This window comes from Thermostichus sp. MS-CIW-38 (assembly GCF_054058415.1).
The window spans coordinates 1-12,278 of sequence record NZ_JBSSAH010000017.1 but is presented as its reverse complement, the minus strand read 5'-3'; the positions used below and the strand labels follow the sequence as shown (position 1 = coordinate 12,278).

Sequence of the window (12,278 nt, the reverse complement as noted above, 5' to 3'; positions counted from 1 at the left end):
ACCATGCCGCAAGATATCCAAGACATCAAAGATCACGCCCGCCTGTTTCAAGATCCGGAATATCAGGCGCTTCTGCAGTGCAAGCAAACCTTTGAAGATCTCCCTTCCCCGGAAGAAGTGGCCCGGGTGGCCGAATGGACAAAATCTTGGGAATACCGGGAGAAGAACTTTCAACGGGAGGCCCTGACGGTAAACCCCGCCAAAGCCTGCCAACCCTTGGGGGCCATCTTCGCCGCTGTCGGCTTCGAGGGAACTTTGCCCTTCGTCCATGGATCCCAGGGGTGTGTGGCCTATTTTCGCACCCATCTCACCCGCCACTTTAAGGAGCCCTTTTCGGCGGTCTCCACCTCGATGACGGAAGATGCGGCGGTGTTTGGCGGCCTCAAAAACCTAATCGAGGGACTGGAAAATGCCTACGCCCTCTACAAGCCCAAGATGATCGCCGTGTGCACCACCTGCATGGCGGAGGTGATCGGGGATGACCTGGGAGCCTTCATCACCACGGCCAGAAATGAGGGAGTTATTCCCCACAACTTCCCGGTGCCCTATGCCCACACGCCAAGCTTTGTGGGATCCCACATCACCGGCTATGACAACATGCTCAAGGCCATTCTCAGCACCCTCACCGAGCCGGTGGGCCGCACGGGTAGCAATGGCTACATCAACGTCATCCCTGGCTTCGATACCTACATGGGCAACTTGCGGGAGATCAAGCGCATCTTCGGCTTATTCGGGATCCCGCTGACCCTGCTGGCGGACAACTCCGACTATTTGGATTCGCCCAACGACGGCACTTTCCACATGTATCCCGGAGGAACCCCTTTGGAGGCGGCTGCCCAATGCCTCAACGCCGAGGCTACTTTTTCCTTCCAGCGCTACACCACGCCCAAGACCCTGGAGTTTCTAGCAGAGGCCTCGGGTCGGCCCACCCTGACGGCGCGGCCAGTGGGTATTCGGGGCACGGATGAGTTTTTGATGCAGCTATCCCAGTTAACGGGCAAGCCCATTCCCGCCGAGCTGGAGATCGAACGGGGCCGGGCGGTGGATGCTTTCACGGACTCCCAAGCGTGGATCCACGGCAAGCGGGTAGCCCTGTATGGGGATCCGGATCTGGTGATGGGCTTGCTCAGCCTGTTGCTGGAGCTGGGAGCGGAGCCGATCCATGTGGTGGTGACCAACAGCAACGAGGAGTTTGAGACCGAGGCGCGGGCACTGCTGGCCTCTAGCCCCTATGGGCAGGGGGCAACCGTCTGGGGGGGCAAGGATCTCTGGCATCTGCGCTCTCTGATGTTCACCGAGCCGGTGGATCTGCTGATCGGCAATTCCTACGGCAAATACCTATGGCGGGATACGGGCACGCCTTTGGTGCGCATCGGCTACCCCATCTTCGACCGCCACCACCTGCACCGCTACCCCACCTATGGCTATGTGGGGGCGCTCAACCTCCTTAACTGGATTGTCAACACCATTCTGGATGAGGCAGATCGGCGCAGCATCATCCCCGGCAAAACCGACATCTCCTTCGACTTAATTCGTTGATGGCCAGAGCAGCGGGATCCCAAAGGCCGGACTTTGTCGGACTTTGTCAAGGATCCCCTGCTCCAAAGACTCCACCCCGCTAAGAGGAATAGCCAAGCCTTACAGGAATCTGATGAATTCTGCGGCAACTTGGTTGAGCTTTCTACCCTGGACATGATTGCCCTGACGCAACCGGGGTCCCGCTAGCGGTGCGGAGCACCATCGACGGTTACCGATTGCCTAGGCGGGCCGTAGGTCTTGGAGGATGGATCCCATGAATTCCTCTATCACCATCAACGACACCACCCTACGCGATGGGGAGCAAGCGGCAGGGGTAGCCTTCCAAATCCCCGAGAAAATCTCCATTGCTGCCCTCTTGGATGCCATTGGCGTGCCCGAGATCGAGGTGGGGATCCCGGCCATGGGCGCCGTGGAAACGGAAGCCATTCGCGCCATGCTCAGCCTGGGGCTGCGGGCTCAGCTGCTGGGCTGGAACCGGGCTGTGCCCAGCGATATCCTCGCCTCTATTCGTTGCGGCCTCAAGCGGATCCACATCTCCGTGCCGGTCTCGGATCGGCAAATCGCTGCCAAGTTCCAAGGGGATCGCCCTCGGCTGCTGCGACAGTTGCGCCAATGCGTGGAGATGGCCTTGGAGCAAGGGCTGTGGGTCTCGGTGGGGGCAGAAGATGCCAGCCGCACCCCCCTGGAGCAGGTGATCGAGTTGGCCCAAATGGCCCAGAGCTGGGGCTGTCGGCGCTTCCGCTACTGCGATACGGTGGGCATTTTGGATCCCTTTAGCACCTACAAGCAGATTCGCCGTCTGGTGCGGGCCATCGATATCCCTGTGGAGATGCATACCCACGACGACCTGGGCATGGCCACTGCCAATGCCTTGGCCGGAGTCCGCGCCGGCGCTCAGTCGGTAAACACCACCGTCAACGGCCTGGGGGAACGAGCCGGCAACGCCCCCCTGGAAGAGGTGGTGATGGCTTTGCGCTGCACCTTGGGGATCGATGTTGGGGTGGATACCTGCCGTCTGCGGGAGCTGTCTCAACAGGTGGCACGGGCCAGCGGTGCTCCCCTCCCCCCCTGGAAGGCCATCGTTGGCGACAACGCCTTTGCCCACGAGTCGGGGATTCATGCGGCGGGAGTGCTACGGGATCCCCAGACCTATGAGCCTTTCCCGCCAGAGGCGGTAGGCAGCCAGCGGCGGCTGGTGTTGGGCAAACACTCCGGCAGGCATTTGCTGCTCCAGATCCTCAAGGAACACGGGATCCCTGTCGAGCAGATCCCGCCTGGCCAGCTGGAAAAGCTCCTGGAACAGGTGCGGCAGCACGTCACCCACTGCAAGCATCCGATCCCACCGGCGGAACTGGCCCGTTATTGCCGCGCAACGCTGACGCAATGGGCGCAACACACTCCAGAACCCATCCCAGAGGAGAGCCATCCCGATGTTGTCTAACCGCTTGTCCGGAAAGGAAACTTCCAAATCTCAGGCCATTTTGGCAGCCGTGTCTCGACGGGCGCGCCAAGTAGGCCGCAGCCTAACCCGCCAAGAGCTTTGTCAGGTGCTGGCAGAAATCACAGGAGGTACCCCATGAGCGACGAACTGGAGCTGGATCGCCCTCCCCAATTTGAGCTGGGCGACAAAGTCCGCATCCGTAAGGTCATCCGCAACGATGGCACCTTCTTCGGCCAGCCGGTGGGGAAAATCTTGGCCGTTCCGGGCGACGAAGGTTACGTGATTTCCATTGGCACCTTTCTACAACGGTTTTACGTCTATGCCGTCCACTGCTTGGCCAAAGGCTTGGTGGTGGGGTGCCGTGCCCAAGAGTTGGAACTTGTGGAGAAAGGGCTATGAAAGTCATCCTGCACGAAAGTGCCTACGGGCATTTGATGGTCTACGTTCCCAAAAAAGATCTGGAAGAATCGGTTGTGGCCACCCGTTCAGAGGCCGGGGAAACCATTTTTACTTTGAGCAACGGTTGGGAATTGTCCATCCCAGAGCTGCCGGATCCCTTGTCTCTGCCCAGGACGGTAGAGGCCAAACGCCTCTAGCCAACGGTTGGCTAAAAATTCTGTTGGCCTATCCCCGAAAGGGCTGAGAGAATGGGTTGAACTCAGCTCCAACAAGCTCTAGATACCCATGAAAAGGGTTGGATTCCCCGTTACTTTGTATGGACAACCGGCCCATATGGGGAGATGGCTTTTCATCCTCCAGGGGCTCCTGGTTCTTCTTTGCTTGGGAACCGTCTATTCCTGGAGCATTTTCCGCAAGCCCCTGGAAACAGAGCTGGGGATTGGGGCCAGTGAGAGCCTGCTGCCCTACACGGTTGCCCTCGTGTTCTACGCTACCCTCATGCCCATCACAGGGTTTGTCATCCCCCGCTGGGGATCCCGCCGAGTACTGGCTCTAGGGGGCAGCTTGGTGGGTTTGGGCTATGGGCTGGCCAGCTTCGCCCCCTCCATTGGGTGGATCACCCTCTGCTATGGGGTGATTGCCGGTAGCGGAGTAGGGGTTGCCTATGGGGTGCCGATGGCCGTGGCAGCCCGTTGGTTTCCCGATTGCAAGGGATTGGCGGTGGGGTCCACCATTATCGGCTTTGGCCTATCCCCCCTGCTTACCGCTCCTCTAGCCAACCGCTTGATCGAGGCACTGGGGGCTCGGCCTACGCTGCTGATTTTGGGGATCCTCTTTGCAGCGGTGATCTTGGGGATCGCAACCCAACTGAGATTTCCTCCCCCCGATTGGATCCCTTCCTCACCTTTTCCAAGAAAATCCACGAATGGCCCAGATCGCTCTCCGTTGACTTCTCGGCGCTCTCTCCCTCTGCTGAGAAACCCCTCCTTCTATGGCCTGTGGATCTGCTACGCCATCGGCACTCTGATCGGTTTAAGCGCCATTGGGATTTCTGGTCCTGTGGGGGAAGAGCTGATCGGCCTGGATCCCCCTGCGGCTGCCAACAGCGTGGCTCTCTTCGCCATTTTCAACGGGCTCAGCCGTCCTCTGTTTGGCTGGTTGGCCGATCGATTACATCCCCATCAGGTCACTACGGGCTCCTATGGGCTGATCCTGCTGGCCTGTGGGCTGATGCTCCTGCCTCCCCAGGGATCCCTTCTGGGCTACTGGGTAGCCTTTTCCTTGCTTTGGTTTTGCCTGGGGGGGTGGCTGGCCATGGCTCCCGCCCTGACCCTGCGCTTGTTTGATCCCGAACGCTACGCCCAGAACTACGGCATTGTGTTTACCGCCTATGGAGTTGGGGCCTTGGTGGGAACGATGATCGCGGGGCAAATTCGCGATAGGCTGGGCAGCTATAGCTATACCTTTTATGGGATGGCCGCCTTGGCGGTGGTGGGGATCTGGGTGGCCAACGTTTTTTTGAAAGAGAAGTTGTAGGAGCTTCAAGCCAGCGGGCACAGCAGGGATCCCATCAGCAGGGGCAGCAATCCCCTACTTCATACCCTCCACTGCAGGGCTGGGTGAACCAACTTAAAGACTTGCCTCCCCAAGGCGAGCAGTTTGGTAGAGTAGTACGGCTGTTGCCGACAGATGGGATCGTGGCGGAATGGTAGACGCTACGGACTTAAAATCCGTTGTTCCTAAAGAACGTGAGGGTTCGAGTCCCTCCGATCCCATCATCTTCTGATCCCTGTCTGTTCCAGCACCTCCAGCAAGTCCGGGATCCGAGCCCAGGCATCTTCTCGATCCAAATCGGGGCTGGAAAGAAGAGCCACCAAAGCCGGATCACAAACAGGTGCCACCAAGGGGAAGTACCTTAGCCCTGCCACCTGAGCAATACTCCAAAAATAGGGAAGCACTGCATTGCTGGGCAAGATCTCGATGACGGTGGTGCCGGGTGGACAAAAGGCGAGGTTGGTTAGGCCCGCCCCGTGGATCCCGATCACCGCCTCTGCCCCTTGCATTAGGGCTATTTGCTCTTGAAGAGAAAGGGTTTCCATTTGCACCGGTGCAAATCCCCAAGGGTGCAAACAGGCTAGCACCTCCGCTTCGTTGATCACCCGCCGCCAGCGGGCAGACCGACGGCTGATGTAAATCCGCCGCGGCTGCAGGGGGTCGATGGAGAAACTCGGCTGGGCCAGTTGCCGCAGCACCTCCAATCCCCTAGGGGTCAAGCACCCCACCGGAGCGCCTGCTGAGGGCACGATCAGGTTTTGGGCTTGCAGATGGGATCCCCCCAACTGCTCAAAGCTGAGGATGCGCTCGGCTGGGATCCCCAAAGCAGCCAAGCTCTGCACCTGAAAGGGCTTTCTTTGATACCCGTGGATCAAGATGGGGATGTCCTTTTCCAGGGCGCCCGACCGCCGCAGGATATCCAAGGCAGGCAAAATATCCACCATCCAGTGAAAGTAGTTGACCGCTCCCAAGGGCAAGAGGGCAACGGGGCCATCCAGTGGGATCGGTGGGGGGAGATGGGGCAAGCCCAGCAGGGGGTGGTGTCGCAGGTGATCTGGCCTGTAGTCCCAGTCGAGGAACTCCGGCGGCGGCAAGCTCAGGGATAGATCGGCGAGCAATTCTCCCCGGCGGGTGAGCACCCCGCTGGCAAAGCTGGCGTAGAGGTGGCGGGGATAGTGGCCCACGTGGACGGATCCTCGGGGGATCTGGGCGACAAAGGTCTCTGCCAAGGGGATGCGCTGCGGGCGCAACTTTTGCAAAATGGCGGGATCAGCCGCAGGGGGCGCTTTCAGACAGAGAACCCCCCCTGGATCCAGCAGTTGGTAGTCCCCTTCGCCCGTGGCCTGATGCCACTGTCGGGTGGTGAGGTAGCCTTGGGTTGGCACTGGCCAGAAGTCAGTTGTAGGGGGAGTGCTCTGGGAAAAGGAGTCTGCTGGAGGGGCAACGCCTTCTGGAGCCCAACGCTGCCGCCAAGCCGAGTACAGCAGGCAATCGGGGCCCTCCCCTCTGCATGCCTGCTCCAGTCCAGACCGCAGAGGGCTTTCTCTGCCGCTGCCCTCGCACCACGCCTGCACCCAATTCCGTTCCGCTGCCACCGCTCGGCAAACCTTCTCCCAAGCCGCCTCAGGGTGAGCCAACCGCACTTCCGCTTCCGCCCAGTAGCTGTAGAGCTGCGCTGTCCCGGTGCCCCGCGCCTCAGCCGCCTGGAAACACCCCACAGCCTGAACTGGATCCTGCAGATCCAGCCACGCCAGGCCCATCTGTACCCAGGGATCCCCCCACTCAGGGCGCAGCCGCGCAGCCTCCTGCAGAGGGGAAATCGCCTCTCGCAAACGGCCCAGCTTCATCAGGGCCAAGCCCCAGCGCCAAAAACTCTCTGCCGCCGTCGGATCCTGCTGGCAAGCCCGCTCAAACCACTCCGCTGCCGCAGCCCACAGCCGGCTCCGCTCTTGGGTCAGGCCAATGCGGTGAGCAGCCAAAGCCTGGCCAGAAGACAGCTCCAGCTGTCCATCCCCCAACTCCAGAAGCTGCCGATACAGAGCTGCTGCCTGCGGCCAATGGCCCTTCTCCCACAGGCTTTCCGCCAAAGCCTGCAAGCTCCTCAGCAGGTGGTAGACGGCCTCGGATTCGGCCACCCCCCCCGCTTGCAGCATCGCCAAGCCCTCTTGCCACACCAGCTGCGCCTCCAGTTCCCGACCCAGCAGGAGATAGGCGGCTCCCAGCTCCCAATACAGCTCTGGAGAGGGGGATCCCTGCTCGAGCTGTTGCTGTAAAACCTGGGTAACGCGTTCGTAATGTCCCTGCTCCCAATCCTCAAGGAGAAAAGCGGAAGACAACAGATGGGAGGGTAGAGCTGGGTTGAGAGCCATGTCTTTGTGGATGAGAAACAGTGTTACAAACTGCAACAACCTCCCCACTCTGGGCCCGTGCCCCTAGTATTCTAGGCTTGGCTTCCCCCTCAGGGATCGGGCATCGATCCTTCTCAGCTCAGAGAGGGATGCTCCTCCAGTCGTGGGTCAGCCTCTTCACCCCCTTCGATGGCACTGTCCTCGGCCTTTGTCGGCAGTTTTTTCGATCAAAACGGAGTTTAAAAGATCGATGGGTATCAACGTATCCGCTGGCGCAGTCGTTTCCAACCCCCGTCTCTACCAAACCGTGCCTGTATCGACCATCTCCCAGGCGGAACAGCAGGATCGCTATCTGGGACGCACCGAGCTGGATCGCCTCGAGGACTTTTTCTCCAGCGGCCTGAAACGGCTAGAGATTGCCGAGGTCATTGCGGCCAATTCGGAAATCATCGTCAGCCGGGCAGCCAACCGCATCTTCACAGGGGGCTCGCCCATGGCCTATCTGGAGCGGCCAGAAGCGACCCAAGACGAGAAAGAAGCCTTCAAGCTGGGTACTGCCTTCTACGTGGAATCCACCGGCGGATTCATTGAGGCCATCCGCAACATCTTTAGCGCCAGCGGTGTGGAGATTCCCCCCAATTTCCGCCCCATCAACATCTCCCGCTACGGAGCTGCCAACATGCGCAAATCGCTGCGGGATCTGAGCTGGTTTTTGCGCTACGTCACCTACGCTTTGGTGGCCGGGGATCCCAGTATCATCGCCGTCAACACCCGCGGCCTGCGGGAGATCATCGAAAATGCCTGCTCCGCCGAGGCCACCATTGTCGCCATTCAAGAGATGAAGCGGGCAGCGGCTGGCTACTTCCGCAAAGATGCCGAAGCAGTTGCCATCATCAACCAATATTTCGATGTCTTGCTGAGCGAGTTCATCGCCCCCGCCCCTTCCGACAAGCTGCGGCAGCGCAATGCCAGCACCGCCGACGGCCTGCCCCTGCAGGGGCTGCAGCTACCCCAGGTTTACAACTTGGCTGCCGAGAAAGTTCCCGTTTTTGCCATGAAGCCGGGGCTGTCCAACGCCGAGAAAGAAGAAGTCATCAAGGCCGCCTATCGACAGGTGTTTGAGCGGGATATCCGCCGCGCCTACGGCCTCAAGCTTTCCGACCTGGAGTCGAAGGTGAAAAACGGCGAGATCTCCATGAAGGAGTTCATTCGCCGCCTGGGCAAATCGGAGCTGTATCGCAAGCAGTTCTACGAGCCTTACATCAACAGCCGCGTCGTGGAGCTGGCCTTCCGCCACTTCCTGGGGCGGGCTCCCGAAACCCGCGAGGAAGTGCAGACCTACTTCTCCATCATCTCCAGCAAGGGTCTGGCCGGCCTGGTGGACGCGCTGGTGGACAGCCGCGAGTACGGGGACTACTTCGGCGAGGAGACGGTACCCTACCTGCGCAAGCTGGGGATAGAAGCCCAAACCAGCGCCAACTGGGGGGCCAAATTCGACCTCTACACCTACGCTGCCCCCCGCCGCAAGGTGCCCCAGTTCATTACCCTCTTTGCCCGCTACAACCGGCCCCTGCCGGATCAGCATGCCTATGGCTCCGGCAATGACCCGCTGGAGATCCAATTTGGGGCCATCTTCCCCAAGGAAACCCGTTCCCTCAGCGCCCGCCCTGCTCCCTTCAACAAAGATGTCAAGCGCATCCTCATCCGGCGCGGCTTTGCCCTGACCAACGAGCGCACCAATCCCAAGGCAGTGGGGGATCCCGGCAGCCTTGGCCCGAAGGTTTTCAAGCTCACCCAAACTCCCGGCGATCGCAGCCGGCGGCTAGGGGTGCGGGCCGGCATTGTCGGCAGCGAGGGATCCACCCAGGCGGTGATCCGCGCCTGCTACCAGCAGGTGTACGGTTACATGCCCTACGAAGGCCAACGGCTGACCCGCTGGGAGATCAAGCTGGAGTCGGGGGAAATTCCTGTCAAAGAGTTTGTGCGCCAACTGGCCAAGTCGGATCTCTTCCGCAACAAGTACTGGTCCAGCTTGTATGTCTGCAAAGCCATCGAGTTCATCCACCGCAAGCTGCTGGGCCGACCCACCTACGGGCGCCAGGAGATGAACCGCCTATTTGACATCGCCTCCAAGCAAGGGTTCTACGCCGTCGTGGACGCCATCCTCGACAGCGAGGAGTACCAGCAGGTCTTCGGGGAAGATATCGTGCCCTATGAGCGCTACCTCACCCCCGGCGGTCTGGCGTTGCGGCGGATGCGGTCGGGATCCAGCGACATGGCTGTTGCAACCAAGCCCATTCGCACCGACGACGACATCCCTCTCTTTGTCAAGTTGGGTCAGCCTCGGGATATGCCTTCCGGCGAGCTGGAAATCCAGCGGCGGGCCCAGCAGGGGGTGCCCAAGGTACGCCAAGAGATCCCTGTCTTCAAGCTCACCAGCCTGGCCAACAAAGCGGAAGTCAACAACCTCATCCGCGCCGCCTACCGGCAGGTCTTCGAGCGGGATATGGACATCTACAACATCAGCGCCGAGCTCAGCTCTGCCGAGTCCAAGCTGCGCAACGGCGAGATCACCGTCAAGGAGTTCATCGAGGCCCTGGGGTGTTCCGAGCTGTACCGCTCCGAGTTCTATGCCCCCTATCCCAACACCAAGGTGATCGAGCTGGGCACCAAGCACTTCCTGGGCCGTGCACCCCTCAACCAGCAGGAGATCCGCAAGTACAACCAGATCTTGGCCACCCAGGGGGTGAAAGCCTTTGTGCGCGCCCTGCTGAACACCCAGGAGTATCGGGATCTCTTCGGCGAGGACACGGTGCCCTATCGCCGCTTCCCCACCTTGCCGGCGGCCAACTTCCCCAACACGCAGGAGCTGTACGGTCGCCTTACCAAGCAAAACCGCGAGCTGGTGGTGCCCAGCTTCAGCCCTGTGGGCAATGACCGCAGCTAGATATGGAGCTCTCAACCCCTTCTCTCCTTGCGGGAGAAGGGAAAGACAAATTAGCTCCACAAAGGCAGAGGAGACTGGGCTTCATAGCCCAGATGCCGTAGCGCAGCAGGGGTAACCACTCGACCCCGGGGCGTGCGCTGCAGGTAGCCGATCTGCAGCAGATAAGGCTCATACACTTCTTCAATGGTTTGGGGATCCTCACCCGTCACCGCGGCCATCGTCTCCAAGCCCACTGGCCCTCCACCGAACTGCTCCACCAGCACCGTCAGCAGCTTGCGATCGATCCAATCCAAACCCATGGGATCCACCTGGAACAGCTCCAGAGCGGCTGCTGCCACTTCTTGGCTAATGTGGCCATCCCCTCGCACCTGGGCGTAATCTCGCACCCGCTTGAACAGGCGGTTGGCAATGCGGGGCGTGCCCCGAGAACGGCGGGCGATCTCTGCAGCCCCTTCTGGATCGGTGGAGACATTTAAGAGGCGAGCCGTGCGCAGCACGATCTGCACCAGCTCGTGAGGCTCGTAAAAGTGCAGCCGTTGCACGTGGCCAAAGCGATCCCGCAGCGGAGAAGTGAGGGCGCCAATGCGGGTTGTGGCCCCGATGAGGGTAAAGCGTTCCAAGGGCAGAGAGGTGATGCGAGCAGAGCGACCTTTGCCAATGGTGATATCAAGACGAAAATCCTCCATCGCCGGATAGAGCAATTCTTCTGTAACCTTGGGCAGGCGGTGGATCTCGTCAATAAACAACACATCCCCCCGCTTCAAGCGCACCAAATACCCGGCAATGTCGCGGGGGCTCTCCAAAGCCGGCGCGGTGGTCATGTAGAACTGGGATCCCATTTCTGCCGCCAGCACTGCTGCCACCGTGGTTTTGCCTAGACCAGGCGGGCCGTAGAACAGCAGGTGATCCAGAGGCTCTTGGCGAGCGCGGGCCGCCGCAATGGCAATGGAGAGCACTTCTTTAAGTTCCGTCTGGCCAATATATTCCGCCAGGGTGCGCGGGCGCAGGGATTCTTCCTGGGCTTCGCCAGGGTGGGCTTGCGGCTGCAACAGGGCAGAGGGATCCGCTCCCCTTTCCCCAGCAAAGCTCAACTCTCTGCCTTCTTTTCTCCAGGCTGAAGACTTTTGCTGCCGCCGCTTGGGGCCCTCAGCGTTCTGGCCTGTATCCCGAGAAGAAATGATTGCCATATCCCTAAGTCACAGAGGCAATGGCCCCAATTTAACTCTAGAAAAGCTCTGGGAAAGATCACCCCAGCAAAGAGAACAAAAAAATCCCCCAGACCAAGCCGGGGGATCCACCAATGCTGTTGAAGCGTCAGGTCAGGCCATCAGCCACGCACCGCAGGCGCTACCTCCACCGCCGCCAAATCCAGCGGGAAGTTGTGCGCATTCCGCTCGTGCATCACTTCCATCCCCAGGTTGGCACGGTTCAACACATCAGCCCACGTCCCAACCACTCGACCGTTGCTGTCCACAATCGACTGGTTGAAGTTGAACCCGTTCAGGTTGAACGCCATGATGCTGATCCCCAGCGCCGTAAACCAAATCCCAATCACCGGCCAAGCCGCCAGGAAAAAGTGCAGGCTCCGGCTGTTGTTGAACGACGCATACTGGAAAATCAACCGGCCAAAATACCCGTGCGCCGCCACAATGTTGTAGGTCTCTTCCTCTTGCCCAAACTTGTACCCCAGGTTCTGAGACTCCTCTTCCGAGGTCTCCCGAATCAGGCTCGAGGTCACCAGCGACCCGTGCATGGCACTAAACAGCGCACCCCCAAACACGCCAGCCACGCCCAGCTGGTGGAACGGGTGCATCAGGATGTTGTGCTCTGCCTGGAACACCAGCATGAAGTTGAAGGTCCCCGAAATCCCCAGGGGCATCCCATCCGAGAACGACCCCTGCCCAATCGGGTAAATCAAAAACACTGCTGTGGCCGCTGCCACCGGCGCAGAGTAGGCCACCGCAATCCAGGGCCGCATCCCCAAACGGTAGCTCAGCTCCCATTCGCGTCCCATGTAGCAGAACACCCCAATCAAAAAGTGCAGCACAAT

At 60.0% G+C, this 12,278-nt stretch carries 10 protein-coding genes and 1 tRNA gene; 8 read left to right on the top strand and 3 right to left on the bottom strand.

Annotated features, from left to right (window positions below; translation table 11 throughout):
* The first annotated feature begins 3 nt into the window (after positions 1-3).
* The 7 genes from nifK (at position 4) to ACVWXZ_RS07580 (ending at position 5,154) form a co-directional block, all read left to right on the top strand.
* Positions 4-1,539, top strand: a complete 1,536-nt coding sequence (nifK, locus tag ACVWXZ_RS07610; protein WP_457482348.1) for a nitrogenase molybdenum-iron protein subunit beta — start codon at positions 4-6, stop codon at positions 1,537-1,539.
* A 253-nt stretch (positions 1,540-1,792) separates the two neighbouring features.
* A complete protein-coding gene (nifV, locus tag ACVWXZ_RS07605; protein WP_457482347.1) occupies positions 1,793-2,980 on the top strand; it encodes a homocitrate synthase in 1,188 nt (395 codons plus the stop codon).
* Positions 2,970-3,119 carry a hypothetical protein gene (locus tag ACVWXZ_RS07600; RefSeq protein ID WP_011432085.1) on the top strand — a complete coding sequence of 50 codons (150 nt, stop codon included), beginning with the start codon at positions 2,970-2,972 and terminating at the stop codon, positions 3,117-3,119. Before nifV ends, ACVWXZ_RS07600 begins: the two co-directional genes overlap by 11 nt.
* Positions 3,116-3,379: a nitrogen fixation protein NifZ gene (locus ACVWXZ_RS07595; protein ID WP_011430646.1), complete on the top strand. Its 264-nt coding sequence runs from the start codon at positions 3,116-3,118 to the stop codon at positions 3,377-3,379. The genes ACVWXZ_RS07600 and ACVWXZ_RS07595 overlap by 4 nt, the downstream gene beginning before the upstream one ends.
* The gene (nifT, locus tag ACVWXZ_RS07590) at positions 3,376-3,576 is read left to right on the top strand and encodes a putative nitrogen fixation protein NifT (RefSeq protein WP_414373889.1); all 201 of its coding nucleotides are present in this window, start codon (positions 3,376-3,378) and stop codon (positions 3,574-3,576) included. The genes ACVWXZ_RS07595 and nifT overlap by 4 nt, the downstream gene beginning before the upstream one ends.
* A 136-nt stretch (positions 3,577-3,712) precedes the next feature.
* Positions 3,713-4,915, top strand: a complete 1,203-nt coding sequence (locus ACVWXZ_RS07585; protein WP_457441878.1) for an L-lactate MFS transporter — start codon at positions 3,713-3,715, stop codon at positions 4,913-4,915.
* Between the two features lie 155 nt (positions 4,916-5,070).
* A tRNA-Leu gene (locus ACVWXZ_RS07580) sits at positions 5,071-5,154 on the top strand.
* Here the strand turns inward: ACVWXZ_RS07580 and ACVWXZ_RS07575 are convergent.
* A complete protein-coding gene (locus ACVWXZ_RS07575) occupies positions 5,155-7,338 on the bottom strand; it encodes a glycosyltransferase 61 family protein (RefSeq protein WP_457403734.1) in 2,184 nt (727 codons plus the stop codon). It lies immediately after the preceding tRNA gene.
* A 193-nt stretch (positions 7,339-7,531) separates the two neighbouring features.
* Between ACVWXZ_RS07575 and ACVWXZ_RS07570 the strand changes: the two genes are divergently transcribed.
* Positions 7,532-10,228 carry a phycobilisome rod-core linker polypeptide gene (locus ACVWXZ_RS07570; RefSeq protein WP_457403735.1) on the top strand — a complete coding sequence of 899 codons (2,697 nt, stop codon included), beginning with the start codon at positions 7,532-7,534 and terminating at the stop codon, positions 10,226-10,228.
* Between the two features lie 50 nt (positions 10,229-10,278).
* On the opposite strand, the gene ruvB is transcribed toward ACVWXZ_RS07570, so the two are convergent.
* Positions 10,279-11,415, bottom strand: a complete 1,137-nt coding sequence (gene ruvB / locus ACVWXZ_RS07565; RefSeq protein ID WP_457388670.1) for a Holliday junction branch migration DNA helicase RuvB — start codon at positions 11,413-11,415, stop codon at positions 10,279-10,281.
* Positions 11,416-11,555: 140 nt separating this feature from the next.
* Positions 11,556-12,278, bottom strand: a 723-nt coding sequence (locus ACVWXZ_RS07560) for a photosystem II q(b) protein (protein ID WP_457482346.1), incomplete at its 5' end; no start/stop codon positions are given.